Source organism: Tumebacillus sp. BK434 (assembly GCF_004340785.1).
Taxonomy (GTDB): domain Bacteria; phylum Bacillota; class Bacilli; order Tumebacillales; family Tumebacillaceae; genus Tumebacillus_A.
Genome location: NZ_SLXS01000015.1, coordinates 1 through 17,133 on the forward strand (window position 1 = coordinate 1; position 17,133 = coordinate 17,133).

Annotated in this window: 17 protein-coding genes, 3 tRNA genes and 1 other annotated feature; of the genes, 3 read left to right on the top strand and 17 right to left on the bottom strand. The window is 57.7% G+C overall.

The genetic code is table 11. The features are described 5' to 3' along the window. Positions 1-21: 21 nt before the first annotated feature. Positions 22-113, bottom strand: a tRNA-Ser gene (locus tag EV586_RS20120). 228 nt (positions 114-341) lie between these two features. Here EV586_RS20120 and EV586_RS20125 point away from each other — a divergent pair. Continuing rightward, positions 342-704 (top strand): hypothetical protein, encoded by a 363-nt coding sequence (locus tag EV586_RS20125; RefSeq protein WP_132946865.1) that lies wholly within the window; start codon positions 342-344, stop codon positions 702-704. Positions 705-747: 43 nt separating this feature from the next. Here EV586_RS20125 and ileS read toward each other — a convergent pair whose 3' ends face one another. From ileS to EV586_RS20200, 15 genes are all read right to left on the bottom strand, one after another. After that, entirely contained in the window at positions 748-3,519 is a 2,772-nt protein-coding gene (gene ileS, locus EV586_RS20130) for an isoleucine--tRNA ligase (protein WP_132946866.1), read from the bottom strand. 51 nt (positions 3,520-3,570) lie between these two features. Further along, positions 3,571-3,809, bottom strand: a binding site (T-box leader). A 71-nt stretch (positions 3,810-3,880) separates the two neighbouring features. After that, complete coding sequence (locus tag EV586_RS20135; protein ID WP_132946867.1) at positions 3,881-4,372, bottom strand: DivIVA domain-containing protein; 492 nt, start codon at positions 4,370-4,372, stop codon at positions 3,881-3,883. Between the two features lie 105 nt (positions 4,373-4,477). Next, positions 4,478-5,260, bottom strand: coding sequence for a YlmH family RNA-binding protein (locus EV586_RS20140; RefSeq protein WP_132946868.1), 783 nt, complete (start codon positions 5,258-5,260; stop codon positions 4,478-4,480). A gap of 13 nt (positions 5,261-5,273) precedes the next feature. Then, positions 5,274-5,555 carry a YggT family protein gene (locus EV586_RS20145; protein WP_132946869.1) on the bottom strand — a complete coding sequence of 94 codons (282 nt, stop codon included), beginning with the start codon at positions 5,553-5,555 and terminating at the stop codon, positions 5,274-5,276. A 4-nt stretch (positions 5,556-5,559) separates the two neighbouring features. Next, the gene (locus tag EV586_RS20150; protein ID WP_132946870.1) at positions 5,560-6,024 is read right to left on the bottom strand and encodes a cell division protein SepF; all 465 of its coding nucleotides are present in this window, start codon (positions 6,022-6,024) and stop codon (positions 5,560-5,562) included. A gap of 15 nt (positions 6,025-6,039) precedes the next feature. Continuing rightward, positions 6,040-6,744: a YggS family pyridoxal phosphate-dependent enzyme gene (locus EV586_RS20155; RefSeq protein WP_132946879.1), complete on the bottom strand. Its 705-nt coding sequence runs from the start codon at positions 6,742-6,744 to the stop codon at positions 6,040-6,042. Between the two features lie 30 nt (positions 6,745-6,774). Beyond that, on the bottom strand, positions 6,775-7,536 hold the full coding sequence (pgeF, locus tag EV586_RS20160) for a peptidoglycan editing factor PgeF (RefSeq protein ID WP_165898727.1): 762 nt from the start codon (positions 7,534-7,536) through the stop codon (positions 6,775-6,777). A gap of 91 nt (positions 7,537-7,627) precedes the next feature. After that, positions 7,628-7,912, bottom strand: coding sequence for a YlmC/YmxH family sporulation protein (locus EV586_RS20165; RefSeq protein WP_132946872.1), 285 nt, complete (start codon positions 7,910-7,912; stop codon positions 7,628-7,630). Between the two features lie 112 nt (positions 7,913-8,024). Then, complete coding sequence (sigG, locus tag EV586_RS20170; protein ID WP_132946873.1) at positions 8,025-8,804, bottom strand: RNA polymerase sporulation sigma factor SigG; 780 nt, start codon at positions 8,802-8,804, stop codon at positions 8,025-8,027. Positions 8,805-8,872: 68 nt separating this feature from the next. After that, complete coding sequence (sigE, locus tag EV586_RS20175; protein ID WP_132946880.1) at positions 8,873-9,595, bottom strand: RNA polymerase sporulation sigma factor SigE; 723 nt, start codon at positions 9,593-9,595, stop codon at positions 8,873-8,875. Positions 9,596-9,635: 40 nt separating this feature from the next. Beyond that, positions 9,636-10,607, bottom strand: a complete 972-nt coding sequence (spoIIGA, locus tag EV586_RS20180) for a sigma-E processing peptidase SpoIIGA (protein WP_165898728.1) — start codon at positions 10,605-10,607, stop codon at positions 9,636-9,638. A 186-nt stretch (positions 10,608-10,793) separates the two neighbouring features. After that, positions 10,794-10,877, bottom strand: a tRNA-Leu gene (locus tag EV586_RS20185). A 117-nt stretch (positions 10,878-10,994) separates the two neighbouring features. Continuing rightward, a complete protein-coding gene (locus EV586_RS20190; protein WP_132946874.1) occupies positions 10,995-11,663 on the bottom strand; it encodes an ABC transporter ATP-binding protein in 669 nt (222 codons plus the stop codon). A gap of 6 nt (positions 11,664-11,669) precedes the next feature. After that, positions 11,670-12,800 carry an ABC transporter permease gene (locus EV586_RS20195; RefSeq protein ID WP_132946875.1) on the bottom strand — a complete coding sequence of 377 codons (1,131 nt, stop codon included), beginning with the start codon at positions 12,798-12,800 and terminating at the stop codon, positions 11,670-11,672. 4 nt (positions 12,801-12,804) lie between these two features. Continuing rightward, positions 12,805-13,914 (bottom strand): ABC transporter permease, encoded by a 1,110-nt coding sequence (locus EV586_RS20200; RefSeq protein WP_132946876.1) that lies wholly within the window; start codon positions 13,912-13,914, stop codon positions 12,805-12,807. 244 nt (positions 13,915-14,158) lie between these two features. Here EV586_RS20200 and EV586_RS20205 point away from each other — a divergent pair, with 244 nt between their 5' ends. Together EV586_RS20205 and EV586_RS20210 are read left to right on the top strand one after the other, a co-directional pair. Further along, the gene (locus tag EV586_RS20205; RefSeq protein ID WP_132946877.1) at positions 14,159-15,922 is read left to right on the top strand and encodes a LodA/GoxA family CTQ-dependent oxidase; all 1,764 of its coding nucleotides are present in this window, start codon (positions 14,159-14,161) and stop codon (positions 15,920-15,922) included. Continuing rightward, entirely contained in the window at positions 15,922-17,022 is a 1,101-nt protein-coding gene (locus tag EV586_RS20210; RefSeq protein ID WP_132946878.1) for an NAD(P)/FAD-dependent oxidoreductase, read from the top strand. Before EV586_RS20205 ends, EV586_RS20210 begins: the two co-directional genes overlap by 1 nt. 19 nt (positions 17,023-17,041) lie before the next feature. Here the strand turns inward: EV586_RS20210 and EV586_RS20215 are convergent. Then, positions 17,042-17,128 (bottom strand) — tRNA-Leu (locus EV586_RS20215). Between the last annotated feature and the right edge of the window lie 5 nt (positions 17,129-17,133).

Genomic DNA, 17,133 nt, shown 5'->3' on the forward strand with positions numbered 1-17,133 from the left:
CCAACTGAGCTAATGGCTCACTGGCGGAGGAAGAGGGATTCGAACCCCCGAGACGGTTACCCGCCTACTTGATTTCGAGTCAAGCTCCTTCGACCAAACTCGGACATTCCTCCGTGTCTCACCGCGTGTCTCTCGCGGCGACAGAAGTTATCTTACCACGCACATCGACAAGTTTCAAAAGAATGTTTGAAACAAAATCATACGTCTCCACAAATTATCCTGTCCAATCTCGCTCTTGCTTCGCCTCTGGGCACCTGCCCGTATTTCCTGTGAATCCGCACCAGCCCTCCCCTCCCTACATACGTTATCGTGACACCAGCACAAAGGAGCGTGCCCCAAGCATGGCGAACAGAAACCGCATCGCGCCGGACGTCGAATTGATCCCGTACTATGAATATGATCCCTCCATCCATAACATCGAATACCGCTATCTCCCCCAAGGCGCCGATGGTGCCTATACCCATTGGAACTATGACTACAACACCGATTTTGAAACACTGCCCGCCGAAGCGTCCGACTGGAGCAACGACTACCGCCAATACCCGTACGGTCCCGGCTTTTACGGTCGCCCGCGCCGCCGACGTCGCCGCCGCCGCCCGTATGCTTACGGTTATGGCTACGGACCGGGATTTGCTCCCGTTCCGCTCCCGCTGCCCTATCCGGCACCGTTCTCGCCCTTTTACGGCCCGTACCCGTTCCTGTAACAGAAAAATCCCCTTTGCCGCTCATGGCAAAGGGGATTTCTTCTTATAAAAAGTGCAGCACATTGCCCGCGCATACCGGGCACAGCGTCGGATGGTCTTCATGCTGGCCGACATGCGGCGTCACCACGCGGCAACGCTCACAAGTCTCGCCCTCGGCCGCACGAACGCGGATCGACAGGCCGGCATAAGCAACCGCATCGCCCGGCAGCTCAGCTCCCGGCTCAAACACGTTCACCTGCGACACGCCGAGCACTTCTTCGAGGCGCGGCACGCCTTGCAGCACCGCCAAAGTCGCCGCTTCCGGATAGAGGTCGACAGCGGCGGTCAAGCCTTTGCCGATCACCTTTTCCTTGCGGGCGCCTTCCAGCGCCTTCAACACCTCGTCACGCACGCGCAGGATCTCTTCCCACTTTTGTTCCAGCGCCATGTCGATGTCGAACGAGTTCGGGTCCTTCCACTGCGTCAACTGCACGCTTTCTTCCGTCGTGCCCGGCACGAACGGCCACACTTCGTCTGCCGTATGGGTCAGAATCGGCGCGACCAGTTGGGTCAGGCCGACCAGGATCTCATACATGGCGGTCTGACCGGAACGGCGCTCCGGCGCATCCGGCGCCACCGTGTACAGACGATCTTTCGAAACATCGAAATAGAACGCCGACATATCGACCGTGCAGAAGTTGTTCACCTCATGGTAGATGATATGGAAATCATATTCGCGATAGCCTTGCACCACGCGCTTGCGCACCTGTTCAAACTTGTTCAGCGCCCAGCGGTCGATCTCCAGCAACTGCTCCTTCGACACCGCATGCTGCGCCGGGTCAAATCCGTTCAAGTTGCCGAGCAGATAACGGAACGTGTTGCGGATCTTGCGGTACACTTCCGCCACCTGTTTCAAGATCGCGTCTGAGACGCGCATGTCGGAGCGGTAGTCAACCGATGCCACCCACAGGCGCAGGATATCCGCGCCGTATTGCTCGATCACTTTCAGCGGATCGACCACGTTACCGAGCGACTTCGACTGCTTGCGGCCTTCTCCGTCCAAGGTAAAGCCGTGCGAAAGTACCGCTTTGTACGGCGCAACTCCTCGAATCGCCACCGCTGTCGACAGCGAAGAGTTAAACCAGCCGCGATACTGGTCGGAACCTTCCAAATACAGATCGACCGGCCACTGCAGTTCCGGACGCGCATCGGCCACCGCCATATGCGACGAACCAGAGTCAAACCACACGTCCATCGTATCGCTCTCTTTGCGGAACGTCTTGCCGCCGCAAGAGCAGGTCAGCCCTTCCGGCACCAGTTCTTCCGCTTCTTTCTCAAACCAGATCTGCGAGCTGTGCTGTTCAAACAGATTGGCGACCTTGTCGATCGTCTCATCGTTGATGATCTCCTTGTTGCAGTCGGTGCAATAGAAGATCGGGATCGGCACGCCCCACATGCGCTGACGGGAGATGCACCAGTCCCCGCGGTCGGCGACCATGTTGTGCAGACGAACTTCGCCCCACTCCGGGCTCCACGTCACTTGCTTGATCTGCTCCAGCAGTTGATCGCGGAACTTGTCGATCGAACCAAACCACTGCTCCGTTGCGCGGAAGAACACCGGGTTCTTGCAGCGCCAGCAGTGCGGATAGCTGTGGTCGATCTCCGAAGAGGCGAGCAGATGTCCGCTCTCCTGCAGGTCGGCCATGATCTGCTTGTTCGCTTTCGTGTAGAACTGCCCTTCATACGGACCCGCTTCTTTGGTGAACTTCCCTTGTCCATTGACCGGAGCCAGCACCGGCAAGCCGTATTGCAGACCGACCATGTAGTCTTCCATCCCGTGACCCGGCGCGGTATGAACACAGCCGGTACCAGAATCCAGCGTGACATGCTCGCCCAAGATGACCAGCGAATCGCGGTCGAGGAACGGGTGCTGTGCGACCACACGCTCAAGTTCCTTGCCTTTGAACGATGCGATCACGTTCGGCTCGCCTTCCACGCCGGCCACTTTCAGCACGTCTTCGATCAGCGCATTGGCCAGCAGCAGCTTCTCGCCGTTCACGTCAACGAGGCTGTAATCAAAATCAGCTCCGAGCGCGATCGCGAGGTTGGCCGGCAGCGTCCACGGCGTCGTCGTCCAGATCACGAGGAACGACCCTTCCGGCAGCACGCCTTTTCCGTCTTTCACGGCAAATTTCACATAGATCGACGGCGACTTCTTGTCTGCATACTCCACTTCCGCTTCTGCCAGCGCCGTTTCGCAAGATGCGCACCAGTGCACCGGCTTCAGGCCTTTGTAGATGTAGCCGCGCTTCGCCATTTCACCGAACACGCGGATCTGGCGGGATTCATATTCCGGGAGCAAGGTGATATACGGATGCTCCCAGTCACCGCGCACGCCGAGGCGCTTAAACTGTCCCTTCTGACGTTCCACAAAGTCGAGCGCATAGTTTTTGCACATCTCGCGGAACTCGGTCACCGGCACTTCGTGACGGTTGATGCCTTTGTTCTTGATGATCGCATGCTCGATCGGCATGCCGTGCGTATCCCAGCCCGGCACGTACGGTGCGTCAAATCCTTCCATCGTCTTGAACTTGACGATGAAGTCTTTCAAAATTTTGTTCAGCGCATGGCCGATGTGGATATCCCCGTTGGCGTAGGGCGGTCCGTCATGCAGCACAAATTTCGGCTTGCCGGCCTGCTTCGCCTGCACTTTCTCATACAGTTTGCTTTCTTCCCAATGCTTTTGCATCCCCGGTTCCTTTTGCGGCAGGTTGCCGCGCATCTGGAACTCCGTTTCCGGCAGATTCAGCGTTTTGCTGTAGTCTGGCTTCTCCATGTCGATTCCCTCCAATTTGTACATACAAAAAAGTCCCTCAATCCCTACAAAAATAGGGACGAGAGACTTCTCATAATCTTCCGCGGTACCACCCTGGTTGCCATGACAAAGAAGCCATGACCACTCAACTGCCCGGTAACGGGGACAACTCGGTGTTGCTTACTGTCCAAAAAGGAGTTCGGCACACGACTCCCGGGTGATTTTCCCACGCTTCCCCTTTCCCGGCTCGCACCAAACCCGGTTCGCTGCAAAGGACTCCACATGGTACTCTTCCCGCTCAACGTCAAGATATAGTAAATTTGCAGTCATTATATGACACTGCAAATAGCATTGTCAAACGGAAGCCGGACTAAACATCCGGTTAGTCGTCGTTTTTCACACGAATCGTCTTGTCGTCGAGAACCTGGTCCCATTGGTCGCTGTCGATCAGTTCCAGCTGGACTTGGATCAGCGAACGGAAGCGGGCGCGGAACACCGCCGCCTGCTTTTGCAATTCGTCCAGTTCCATCGCCGCACGGCGGGACTTGGACAACGCTTCGTTCAGGATGCGGTCTGCATTTTTCTCCGCTTCCTTGATGATCAGCTGCGATTCCTTGCGGGCGTTGGACTTCACATCTTCTGCCGTCTCCTGCGCCACGATGATCGACTTCGACAAGCTTTCCTCTATGTTGTGAAAATGGGACAAGCGCTCCTCGAGCGTTGCCAGCTTTTCTTCCAAATCGCGGTTCTCGCGGATCATACCTTCGTAGTCCTTGATCACGCGGTCCAGAAATTCATTTACTTCGTCTTCATCATATCCGCGAAACGAGCGGCCGAATTCTTTGTTATGGATATCAAGCGGAGTCAAAGGCATGCTGTTGGGACCTCCTGTACTTTCTTATAAGTCGTATAAAAAGAGCCAAAATTCGCCATTCTTCCCCATTTATTTCGACGGAAAGATGGGAACTCCTGCCGAAAGTTAGAGATACTTGCCGATTTTTAATATCGTCCGGCCTTTGCGAGACTGCCCGATGATTTCGAGGATCTTCGCCCGCCCGTGCCCGCGCAAGGACAGAACATCCCCTTCCTCCACCGCCGTCGCCGGGTCGTCGATCACCTGCCAGTTCAACGCAAGCTTCCCGCTTTTGATCGGGTCGACGACTTTCGTGCGCGACAGACCAAACGACTCGCCGGCCACCGCATCCACCCGCAGCGACATCACCGTAAATTCCTTCTCCTGATAGTCCACCCGCGGCGCCAGATACGCAACAGCCGGGATTTCTTCGATATGTACAGTGGCTCGTCCGACCTGCGACAGATGCAGGCGGATAAAATCGGCGATGTCGCGCGTCACCACAAGGTCACAGCCATCCTCGTGCACCGAGATGTCCCCGATCTTGCCCCGCTTCAGTCCAAGACCGACCAGAGCCCCGAGATAGTCGCCGTGCTTCAGCTTCACATACTCACCCGGGATCTTAACCCGCAAAAAAGACAGCTCGAAATCATCCGCTTCCGGCCCCCAATAGGAAGGAACCAAGAGCGCCCGCTGTCTTTCCGCCTGCGCATGCCCGCCGGACAGGAACAACGAGACGTCCTGAGACGAGCGGGCGATGGATTCGGTGATCTTCACTTGTCTTGGATCGAGAAAATCGGTCAATACCGGCGTCTGGCGCTCATCGACGCGTTCCACCAAATCGATCGTGCGGTCCACAAACGGCCGCTCCTGCGGCCGATAATGCATCATCACATCTTGCCGTTTCATACAGACTTCCCCGCTACAGGAACAGCCATTGCAAAACGAGCACAACGCCGCTTTGCACGAACGACCAGGCAAAGATCCCGACGATCGGCGACAGGTCAAGATAGCCTCCGCCCAGCGGCAGCGGCGGAATGAAGCGGCGGAAAATAGCCAGATACGGCTCGGTCAGCTTGAACAGGATGCGGCCAAACGATGTGCGTTCCACATCGGGCACCCAGGACATCAACACGCGCGCGATCAGCACGTACGTGTAAAAACCTAACACGGTGGAGATATAGTAAATCACTTGGAGAGCCATTCAGTCACCTCGATTGAAATTTGTTGTGCGCCTGCTGCGATTGCTCCTGCTGCTCAGAGATCATGTCCGAAATCGTGCCTTGGATATCCACGTTCTCCGGCGCGCACAAGAAGATGTTATGGCCGAGCTTTTGCATCGTCCCATTTAAAGCATACGTGCAACCGCTGATAAAATCCACGATTCGTTTCGCCGAATCTGGGGAAGTTTTGTGAAGATTGACCACCACCGGGCGGCGATTGCGCAGATGATCGGCGATCGCCTGCGCGTCATCATACTTTTCCGGCTCGGCCAGATAGACGCGCACCTGCTTTTGCGTGTGCAGCGACACCACCGTGCCTTGGCGTTTCAGCGGCACGACTCCGTCCGCCTGTGCCTGCTGCTGCCCGTGCTCTTCATACTCTTCTTCGCGGCGCTGTTCTTGCGGCTCTTCATCGACGAGCCCGAGAAACGACATCACTTTCGAAAACATAAGCTACCACCTCCGCTAAGGTTTTACCAGCACGCTGCCGATGCGTACGAGCGTTGCTCCTTCCTCGACAGCCGTCTCAAAATCGCCCGACATCCCCATCGACAGCTCCTGCGCGTCCGCCGCGAGCAGACCCTGTCCGAGCAGAGCGTCGCGCAGTTCCCGCAGCCCCCGAAACACAGGACGCACCGCTTCCGGGTCCTCGGCGACGGGCGCCATCGTCATCAGCCCGCGTATGGCGAGACCCGGCAACTCCTTCGCCGCCTGCAAAAAGCCGGCCACCTCCTGCGGCGCAAGGCCGCCTTTTGACTCCTCGCCCGACACGTTGACCTGCACCAGGCAAGGCACGACCAGCCCTGCCGCCACCGCGCGCTTGCTGATCTCCTTCGCCAGCGACAAGCGGTCGAGCGAATGGATCATCGCAAAATGGCCGAGCACGTCTTTGACCTTGTTCGTCTGCAGATGCCCGATAAAATGCCAGCGCACCCCCGTCACTGCGGGAATCGCTTCCAGCTTCGGAGCGGCGACCGATATTCGATTCTCACCGAGGTCATGGAGTCCGGCCTCGATCAAACTTCTCGTCTCTTCAACACCGACATATTTGGTGACCCCGACGATCTTGACATCCTCCGGGTCGCGGCCGGCGCGCGCACAAGCCTGCGCGATGCGTTCCTTCAGTTCAGCAAGCCGTTTTTGATACACCTCAAAGCCTCCTGACACCATGCTTTCGCGTTGCAATAGGTATATATACGCTCAGTTGCCCGCCTTTTCCTGCAACAGCGCGATCACTCCTGCATGCCGCCCCGTTTTGCCCTGCTCCCTGCGGTGCGAAAAATAAGTGTCGACACGACAGCTCGTGCAGTGATCCTCGCGCAAAATATGCTCGGGCAGCACACCCGCCTCGAGCAGCGCCAGCTCGTTCGCCTTCCACAGATCGAGCTGACTTCGCCCGTTCCCGTTCGGGGACAAAAGAGCATCTGCCGCCTCCCCGAACGCTTCCTGCACGGCACCGATCACCGGACCGTCCACCTCATAACAGCACGCGCCGATCGACGGGCCGATCTTCACGAAAAGATCTTTCGGATCACATCCGTACTGCTCCGCCATTTTCGCGACCGTTTTCGCCCCGATCTTGGCGACCGTGCCTTTCCAGCCGGCATGCGCGGCGCCGATGGCGCCCTTTTGTTCGTCCCACAGCAAAAGCGGCACGCAGTCGGCCGCGTAGGTGGACAGCGCGAGGCCCGGCACGTTGGTGATCAAAGCGTCGGTGTCGGGCAGCACGTCCGACTGCGCTCTGGCACCGCGCCCTTTCAGTTCTTGGGTGACGACCGTCACCGTCGAGCCATGCACCTGATTCCCGGCCACCCAAGCGTCGAGCGGCACGCCCACTTCCTGTGCAATCCCTTCGCGGTTCTGAAGCACCTGCCGCGGATCATCTCCGACATGCAGGCCGAGGTTCCCGCCGTGACGGGTCGTAAAACAGGCAACGATGCGCGATTCGCTCACAGTTCTCATCCTTTCCATCTCACACCCAAATCGTACCACACCGCCAAGAGAAAACGAAAGGGACTCCATTCTTATCCGCTAAGAATGAAATCCCCCGCGTTCAATACCCGCCGGAACTGGAACTGGAATTCGGCGGCAAGTACGTGGGCTCGGTGCGCAGATCGACGAGGATCACATCCGCACCGATTTTGACGATTGAACTCCACGGAATCACAATGTCCTGCGAGTTCCCAAACATCCCCAAGAAACGTCCGCCACCAGGCACGATGATCGCCCGAATCACTCCGTTCTCCATGTCAACATCGAGATCGCACACCTGGCCGAGGCGTTTCCCGTCTGAGAGACTGACCACGTCTTTCGCTTGCAGATCGGAAATCTTCATCATAGAGGCAATCGCTCCCCGTTTACGGTTTGGCCTACTTATATATATGTCTGAAGCGCAAAATATGGGCAAAAATAAAAAAGCCGCGCAGACGGCGCGACTTTGCTCTCGATGTTCAGGTGCGTATGAATTTGTGCATGTGGTTGATCGCCGCTTTCTCCAGGCGGGAGACTTGCGCTTGGGAAATGCCGATCTCATCGGCGACTTCCATCTGCGTCTTGCCTTCGAAAAACCGCATCGACAAGATGCGCTTTTCGCGATCATTGAGCTTTTGCAAAGCTTCGCGGATGGAGATTTCTTCGACCCACAGCGTGTCTTGGTTCTTTTCGTCAGAGAGCTGGTCCATCACATAGATCGGGTCGCCGCCGTCATGGTAGATCGGCTCAAACAGCGACACCGGATCTTGGATCGCATCCAGCGCGAACACGACATCTTCTTTGGGCACGTCCATCGCTTGGGAGATCTCCACAATCGAAGGTTCACGCAGGTTCTGGTTGGTCAGACTGTCGCGGACTTGCAACGCCTTGTAGGCGATGTCGCGCAGGCTTCGGCTGACGCGAATCGGATTGTTGTCGCGCAGATATCGTCTGATTTCGCCAACGATCATGGGAACCGCGTAGGTTGAGAACTTGACGTTCTGAGAGAGGTCAAAGTTGTCAATCGCCTTCATCAGTCCGATGCAGCCGACCTGAAACAGGTCGTCCACATACTCGCCGCGGTTGTTGAAGCGCTGGATCACCGACAACACCAGACGCAAGTTGCCATTGACCAGCTCTTCCCGGGCAGACAGGTTGCCGGACTGTAGGCTGACGAACAATTCTCGCATCGCTGCATTGGTGAGAACGGGAAGTTGGGCTGTGTTGACTCCGCAAATTTCAACTTTGTTTCGTTTCATATGTAACTCCCTCCATTCAAGTCCGCCACGGTTGTAGACAGTATTACCAAGGGAGGGAGAAATATGCACTACAGCATTTTGTTGAATTCTTTGCGCAAGCGCTTGATGATTCGCTTTTCCAAACGTGAAATATAGGACTGGGAGATGCCGAGCAGGTCGGCGACATCCTTTTGCGTCATCTCTTTGCCGTCGGTCAGTCCGAAGCGCATTTCCATGATCTTGCGCTCGCGGTCGGTCAGCTTCTCCAGCGCTTTGTAGAGCAGCTTGCGGTCGACCTGTTCCTCGATGTTGCGGTAGATCGTGTCGTTTTCCGTGCCCAGCACGTCAGACAGGAGCAGTTCATTGCCGTCCCAGTCCACGTTAAGCGGTTCGTCAAACGACACTTCGGAGCGGATCTTATTGTTGCGGCGCAGGAACATCAGGATCTCGTTTTCGATGCAGCGCGACGCGTAGGTGGCCAGCTTGATCTTTTTTTCCGGGTCGAACGTGTTGACCGCTTTGATCAGCCCGATCGTGCCGATCGACACGAGGTCTTCGATGTTGATGCCAGTGTTTTCGAATTTGCGCGCGATGTAGACGACAAGGCGCAGATTGCGCTCGATCAGCACGGCGCGCACGCCTTCGTCTTTCGTCGGCAGCTTGCCGAGCAGGTACTCCTCCTCTTCGCGGGTCAGCGGTGGGGGCAGCGCTTCACTGCCTCCTACATAATAGATCTCCTCCGGCGTTCCACCGAGGCGAAACAGCAGGTTTAAAAAGAAGATCCGGGCTTGCAGACGCAGCTTGATTGGCAATGGCAACTTCATAGAGCAGATCGTCTCCTTTCCTTCCACGTTAACTCGCAGCACTGTCCGCGTTCCATTCCTCCCGCACGTCCCCTTCCCCCTCGAGCATCGCAGGATGCAAGATCGCGCGGTACGAGCCGTCTGCCGCCAGCGCTTTCGGGTTCAGCCCGATCAGCACGCGCGTGCAGTTGTGCTCCTTTTCTTGGCTGCGCAAGATCACAAGGCTTGGTTTGAACGCCAGCAGCATCCCCATCGTCCCGCCGACCCCGCGGTACGGCACCAGCCGGAATTTGGCGTGCCAGTCATCCTCCATCGCGATCTCGCCGAGCGACAGCGCGATGTCTGAGCCTTTCATCAACTCTGCTGTCAGTTCGACCGGCAGGAGGCTCTGAAACAGCTCCCAGTCGGCCACCATGACCGGCGTGCGCGAAAGCGGGTCGGTCAAGGCGTTGCCGGTGTCGAGCAGCCCGGTAAACAGCACCGACTCCCCGCCCAGTTGCACCTCCACCTCCCAGAAATTCATCTCGCGCTGCTTGCTGCGGGCCAGGCGGTTCCAGGCGCTTCTCCCGAGCAGCCAGGTCAGCGGCAGCGCGAGCACGACCAGCCATAATTTCGTCTGTTGCAGCCAGACGGCGCCGCCATGCACCAGCACCAGTCCGTTTTGCACCCCTGTGCTGCCAAAAAAACTGTTCGCCGCATAAGCCGCCCCGCCCGTCAAAAACGAGGCAAGGTAGAACAGGCCCAGCAGTTTGCCAAATTCGAACAACCCTTTGGGCCGAAATGCGATCCAGACCATCAAAATGGAAAATAGCAGTTTGCTAAAAAACGTCAAAAAGGCCGACATCGCAGGAAAGAACAAAAAAAGAGCATAGGACGCTCCGATAGCAGACGCGCCGATCGTCCGCCACCACTTGAGACGACGGCGCGCTAAAAACGCCGTCACCAGCAAGATGAACCCGTCCACGCCAAAATTGAGCAACCAGATGACATCAATGTAGACGACGGGCAATGCACTCACCACCAAATAGGTTCGCCGATTGCCCTCAGTATAGTACAAGTCTATTGCGGAGGGTGTCAGAACTTGACACCTCCGGCACAAAAAATTCCGACAGCATCTGCCGCTTCGACAGCAAGCCGTTACCGCGCTGGCAACGGAAAATGGAAGCGCAAAAAACCGACTTGGGATTCCCAAGTCGGTTTCATTCGTTGGTGCGGTCGAGAAGACTCGAACTTCCACGGGTTGCCCCACACGCCCCTCAAGCGTGCGTGTCTGCCATTCCACCACGACCGCATGTGCAATTGTCTTTCGCAGGACTTATCGTATCATATGAGAATGGACTGCTCAATGTGCTTCTGCCCTCATCAGATGAAAACAAGTCCGCCCTGCGTCGTCACAGGGCGGCTTTTTTTATTTTTTGACCAGTTTTCCGTCGCTCAGCTCCCACACCTCGCTGGCATATTCAGCGACAATCGGGTCATGGGTGACGAGCACAATCGCCACGCCGGAGCGGTGCATCTGCTGGAGCAAGGCCAGTACCTCGCGGGTCGTTTCGGCGTCGAGATTGCCGGTCGGCTCGTCGGCGATCAGCAGACGGGGCCGATTGGCGAGCGCGCGGGCGATGGCGACGCGCTGCTTCTGCCCGCCGGACAGTTCGTCCGGGTAGCGGTCCGCTTTCTCCGCCAGTCCCACTTCCCGCAGCGCTTCGAGCGCGCGTTCCCGACGCTGCTGCTTGTTGTGCTTGCCGCTGTAGGCCAGCGGAATCTCGACATTCTCCAGCGCCGTCATGTCACGCACCAGCTTAAAATCCTGAAACACAAAGCCGATCCGCTCGCGGCGCAGCAGCCCGTACGCTTTTTCCGGCAACGTCGACACGTTTTGTCCTCCGACCCACACCGTCCCTCTCGACGGCCGGTCGAGCAGTCCGATCAGGTTGAGCAGTGTCGATTTTCCTGCGCCCGATGTGCCGATGATAGCTAAAAAGTCTCCCTCCCTGATCTCCAGCGACAAATCTTGCAGCACAGGTACCGCCACGCTTGCTGTGCGGTATGTTTTGCTCACGCTGCGCAGTTCGATCATGCAGACTCACCTCTCCTGTTGTAAAGCATCGGTCAAACGCACCTGGCGCAGTCCGAAAAACGGAAGCAGCGTACACAGCCCGACAAGGGTCACCGCCAGCAGGGCCGCGCCGTCGCCGAGCCCAAAACCCCACGCCGATTCGACATCATTTAATGTAAGAAAAACATTGGCGCATCCTGTCGCCATGAGCAGCGCCGTTCCGCCGATGATAAGAAATTGGAGCAGTTGCACGAGGAGCAAGTCGCCGCGGCTGGCCCCGTACACCATGTGCACCGCCCACTCGTGCCGTTTGGATAAAAAGTGGATCAGGTTGATCCCGAGCACGCCCAGCGTCCCGATCAGCAGAATCATGCCGGCAAAAACCAGAAACATCGACGCAAGCTGACCGGCCTGTTCGATCGCTTCTTCTTGCAGCTCCAGCACTTGCCGGAAGCTGTACTCCCAACTCCCGCTCCCGATTTCTTTCAGGGATTTCAGCAGCCGGGCGCGGTCTCCCGCTTGAAACTCAGGCATCGCTTTCAGCCAGATCTGACGCTCCCCGTCGGCAGTCGGCGCTTCGGCCGGAACGACAAGTACTGCGCCGGGAAGGAAACGGTACATGTCGCTCAAACTGTCGAGCACTTCCCGCTTCAGCGGTCTGGCCGCACCGGTCTGCACGAGATGTGTACGCAACTGTACCTGTGCAGGAAGCTTTTCTTGCAGCACCGGTGAGATCAACGCGACAGGCGCTTGTGCATACCCCATCGCGCCGGCCGTTTCCCTAAAAAGGGACTGCTCCATCTCGATCAGCATGACCGGCTCCGTCACACCTTCCGTATGCAGCTCGCTTCGAGTCGCCTGATAGACCTGATAGCGTCCGGCCGACTGCTGCTTGAGCAGTTGCACCTGCTCCGTTGTGATCGGTTCTGTCGGCCGCCAGGAGCCGGGTAGCACCTCGCCCATCCACGAAGCGCTGATGTGGTAGAGGTCGGAGCCGAATGCATCACGGTACGCGGTGAATTCCTGCTGTTTGCTTTGATACATGCCAAGCGACGCCTGCACGATCAGAAGCGACAGAAACAGCTGAATCCACAATAGCCAAGCCTTTCCTTTGCGCCGCTTCAGTTGTTGCAGCGCCTGTTCCCACAGATATGACATCACTTCACCCCCTGAGCGCTTGCAGCAGATCATTGCGTTTGATCCTGCGCAACGCCAGCCAGCCGAGCGCGCCTGCGGTGAGCAGCACCATCAGAATCAAGCCGCCAAAGACCGCCGGGGACAGGCGGATGGCAAGCCCGAAACGGCTCAACAGCTGCTGCAGCAGCCAGAGCACCGGCACCAGCAAGCCGAGTGCTGCCAGCGAGCAGATCAGCGTCTCCCCATACACCTGACGCTGCAGATTCTGGTGCGTGGCGCCGAACGTATAGGCTATCGCCCACTTCTGCTGTTCTTTTTCGTATTTGTAGATCAGAAACGAGACGGTGTTGAGCAAGGTGAAGAGAAGCAACAGAGCGCATAAGACCAGCGAGATCAATAGACTTGAGTAATGCCCCGACATCTGCTCACCCACCACATCCTCATAGGTCCGCCAGATAAAACCGGAATTCAACCCGCGCAGCACACCCTCCGCCGCCGCGAGCACCGGTTTCGGCTCCCCTTCCACCTGTAGAATGATCTCCATCGCGACGGGAAAGCGGCCGGATAGCGGCCCGTGTGCAGCATCGATCACCGGAAACATTCCGTCATGCGGGATCAGTCCGGCCACGGTAAACGCTTCACCCGCAAGATAGACCTGCTGCCCCACCGGGTCTGACTCAAATGGAAACAGAATGTTCGCATATTTAGGGGTAAGCAACAGCTGATTCGGCTGCCGAAACAATCGCTCCTGCAACTCCCGGTCGACTCCGCGCAGCGCAAGCAGATCTTCAGTAGCCCAGGTGACCGGCACGCCGCTGATCGCCTTGTCGGTATCGGCCGTAAATATGGCGTTGCTCTCGATCGCCACAGCGGTCACGCCGGACAGTGCGGCCAGCTTTTTCCGAGTCGGTTCCGCCTGATCGTAATAAAGCGACGGCCCGATTTGCAGATTCGTCTGGTAGAGGCTGTCCCCGATGAAAAAGCGTTTCATCAACTGATCATACGTGCTGGAAAACAAGCCGAAGTTCACAGCAGGCAGGACAAGCCCGGCCAATAGCGACATCGTGATGAGCAGAGAAAGCAGCGGCCGCCTGACGACGGAGCGCCATGCCTGCTCCAAGTCATACTGCCACATCAGGATCACCTCCTAGGTTAGTACTACTAAATCATTTCATTTTGGAAAAATCAACCATTTTATGCGATTTCTTACTCTTCCCGCATATGCTCTACTGTTGGACGTGCTGTATCAGGAAAAAGACTCATCCATTCCGGAATGTTTTTATTAAAAAAATTAATCAAAAGGACTAGTCATGCGAGACTATTTATGTCATATTTGACATGTAAAATAATGTCGAAATATGAAAGGGAGGCTGAATTAATTGACGACCGCGAAGATTGTGAAGTGCGCCATTCACCCTGCGATCGGAATTGCCCGCGTCGGGAACAGCCCTGATCAATATTTTATCGGTCCGGAAGTCCCGGGCATCCTCGATTCCCCTGCTGCAGGCTACAAAGACGAGCATGGCCGCATCAAGCGCCAAGCTGCCCGCTTCCGCATTTACGGGCTGGACAGCGCAGGCAATGTGGTGCGCGAACTCTCCATGACGGACAACGATGTCGATTCCATCTCCTGGACCGTGCATCTGGCCAATAAAAAAGCTGCCTGGTACAACTTCGATCTCGCCCTTGACATCCCCGTCGCCGCCGAGCTCAAGTCCAACCTGCGCAACAGCTATCTGCAAACGCCGGAAGAGCGCGCCAAACTGATCATCGACCCCGGTTCGCGCACGCTGAGCGCACCGAACGAACAGGCACGCTTCGACACTGGCACCTTCCAAGACACGAAAGTCGAGCTTGGCGAGATCTTCACCGACTCGACCGGCCATCTGGTCGTGCTCGGAGGGTTCGGCCATTCCAGCTCCCCCGACGGCAGCGACGTTTACACGTTTGCCAACAACGACGGCTGGCATGATGACACCTCTGACGGTCCGGTCAGCGCTCGGGTGGTCATCGACGGGGAAGAGCTCGAAGTCGAACCGGCTTGGGTGATCGTCGCCCCGCCCGATTTCGCGCCGGGCATCTACGGCGTGGTCACGATGTATGACATCGCGCTGGAGGCGGCGCACAGCCTGCATCCTGTGCCGATCGAAGTCTCGTTTGCCAAACACATTCTGCCGATCTTCACACGCTTTTCGCTCACCCAATGGGTCAACGAAGGCTTCTACCGCGAATTTGGCTACAAGGCGCCGTGGGATTTCCTCAACCCGGAACTGCTGCAGCATCTGGCCGACCCGTCTGCTGAGATGCGTCCGCTGCGCCAGGAAATTTTTGAAAAGTTCCGTCACCCCAGCTATGAAAAAATGGAACGGGACGCGTGGCCGCCCGTCTACGGCGACGGCATGGACGTTCCGGCGTACAACCCGCGCAACTGGTTGACGATGACCCGTTTGCAGTACGCATGGCTGGAACAGTGGGCGCAAGGCAATTTTATCTCCGATTATTCCGAGACGGCCGCTGCCCCGGCGCAGCGGCTTGAAGATCTCCCGCTGGCCGACCGGCCGCACGCTCTGGACGAAGCGGCGCTGGAATGGGCTCTGGGCGGCGCTTTCCACCCCGGCTGTGAAGCGACATGGCCGATGCGCATCCTCTCCCTCTACAGCGCTCCGTTCCGGATCAAGCATGCACCGCCTGGCAAACGCGAAGACTTTGGCCCCGTGCTGACCGCCGAGATCGCGCTCGGTGCAGATGGCCCGCTGAGCGGCGGCAGTTTGCCAGGTGACCTCACGCGCTGGATGGCTGTGCCTTGGCAAACAGACACGGCGAGCTGCCGTTCCGGCTATGAGCCGAAGATCAATAAATACCTCCCCACCTTCTGGCCGGCGCGCGTGCCGAATCACGTGCTCAGTGAGGAGAACTACAAGATCGTCATGAATGAGAACTTGACCATGCCGGAGCGCCAAGACGCCTTCGACACACGCACCGACTGGCTGGAAGCGTTCCCGTCGTCGACCAAGAACCTCAACCGTTTTGTGGAAGACTGGTACAAAGTCGGCGTGATCGTCCGCCAAGACGGACCGGCCGACACCAAGCGCTTCCCATCCTCGATTCATGTGGAAATGGGGAACGAACTGAAGACAAAGTGATGGAGCGCGTCCAAATCGCCATCCTCGGCGGCGGAACAGCAGGTTCTGCCGCCGCCTATCTGCTCAGCCGGGCGGGGGTGTCCACACAGGTCCTCGATCGTCCTCAGCAGCCGGGGTGGAAGATCGGCGAGGGGCTGCCTCCGTCCTCGAGCGCTCTGTTTCGGCGGTTGGGGCTCTGGGAACACTTTCTGGCGGACGGTCATCTTCCCTCCTATGGGAACCGCTCCGCATGGGGGGCGGAGCAGTTCGCCGAACAGCATTTTATCTTCGACCCCAACGGACACGGCTGGCACGTCGACCGGGAAAAATTGGACATGATGCTGGCCGAATCTGCGAGGCTGCAGGGGAGCAGACGCGTGGCGATCAACGGGCTGCACGAGGTGCGCAAAACGGAAGCCGGGTGGGAGCTCGGGACAGCGGACGGTCAGCAGCTTGCGGCGGAATGGGTGATCGACGCGAGCGGTCGCAGCAGCCACTTTGCGTCTCGTCAAAACGTCCGGCGTACGGCTTATGACCAGTTGGTCGCGGTCGCCGGGTTGTACACGGCCCCACACGATGAAGATCAGGACAGTATGACGATGATCGAAGCGGTCGAAGGCGGCTGGTGGTATACGGCGCTGTTGCCCGGACGCAAGCGCGTGTTTGCATATCTGAGCGACGGAGACCTGCCGGTGACGAAGGCGGTGCGGGAGGAAGCAGCCTGGCAGCAGCTTTTGCTGGAGGGCACTCAGATCGGGCGCTTGGTGCAACAGCACCGCTATCGGCTGACCGTTTCGCCGCGCATGGTAAGCGCCAACAGCTCTGCGCTGTCCACAGCGGTTGGCGACCGCTGGCTGGCGATCGGTGATGCGGCAGCCGCTTACGACCCGCTCTCTTCGCAAGGCATCCTGATGGCGCTGGGCACGGCGACGGAAGCGTCGGAGGCGCTGCTGGCCCACTTCCGCGGCGACCCGTCCGCGCTGTCCGCCTATGCCGGCTTTCTCTCGGGGATGTATCAGGAGTACCTGAGCGCTCGCGATCACTACTATGCGATGGAAACGCGGTTTCCGCACGCTCCATTCTGGCAGCGGCGCCAGCAAGCAAAAAGGCTCGATCCATAATGGATCGAGCCTTTTTATCTGGTGCGGTCAAGAGGACTTGAACCTCCACGGGGTTGCCCCCACAAGAACCTGAATCTTGCGCGTCTGCCAATTCCGCCATGACCGCATGTG

Bases quoted from the DNA above. Each gene is read 5' to 3' on its own strand.
- EV586_RS20135 (WP_132946867.1), bottom strand. From the start codon at position 4,372: ATGCCTTTGACTCCGCTTGATATCCATAACAAAGAATTCGGCCGCTCG.
- EV586_RS20165 (WP_132946872.1), bottom strand. From the start codon at position 7,912: ATGATGAAGATTTCCGATCTGCAAGCGAAAGACGTGGTCAGTCTCTCA.
- EV586_RS20190 (WP_132946874.1), bottom strand. From the start codon at position 11,663: ATGATCGAACTGCGCAGCGTGAGCAAAACATACCGCACAGCAAGCGTG.
- EV586_RS20140 (WP_132946868.1), bottom strand. From the start codon at position 5,260: ATGAAACGGCAAGATGTGATGATGCATTATCGGCCGCAGGAGCGGCCG.
- EV586_RS20195 (WP_132946875.1), bottom strand. From the start codon at position 12,800: ATGTCATATCTGTGGGAACAGGCGCTGCAACAACTGAAGCGGCGCAAA.
- pgeF (WP_165898727.1), bottom strand. From the start codon at position 7,536: ATGAGAACTGTGAGCGAATCGCGCATCGTTGCCTGTTTTACGACCCGT.
- EV586_RS20145 (WP_132946869.1), bottom strand. From the start codon at position 5,555: ATGGCTCTCCAAGTGATTTACTATATCTCCACCGTGTTAGGTTTTTAC.
- EV586_RS20150 (WP_132946870.1), bottom strand. From the start codon at position 6,024: ATGTTTTCGAAAGTGATGTCGTTTCTCGGGCTCGTCGATGAAGAGCCG.
- EV586_RS20210 (WP_132946878.1), top strand. From the start codon at position 15,922: ATGGAGCGCGTCCAAATCGCCATCCTCGGCGGCGGAACAGCAGGTTCT.
- EV586_RS20155 (WP_132946879.1), bottom strand. From the start codon at position 6,744: ATGGTGTCAGGAGGCTTTGAGGTGTATCAAAAACGGCTTGCTGAACTG.
- EV586_RS20125 (WP_132946865.1), top strand. From the start codon at position 342: ATGGCGAACAGAAACCGCATCGCGCCGGACGTCGAATTGATCCCGTAC.
- EV586_RS20200 (WP_132946876.1), bottom strand. From the start codon at position 13,914: ATGTGGCAGTATGACTTGGAGCAGGCATGGCGCTCCGTCGTCAGGCGG.
- sigG (WP_132946873.1), bottom strand. From the start codon at position 8,804: ATGAAACGAAACAAAGTTGAAATTTGCGGAGTCAACACAGCCCAACTT.
- ileS (WP_132946866.1), bottom strand. From the start codon at position 3,519: ATGGAGAAGCCAGACTACAGCAAAACGCTGAATCTGCCGGAAACGGAG.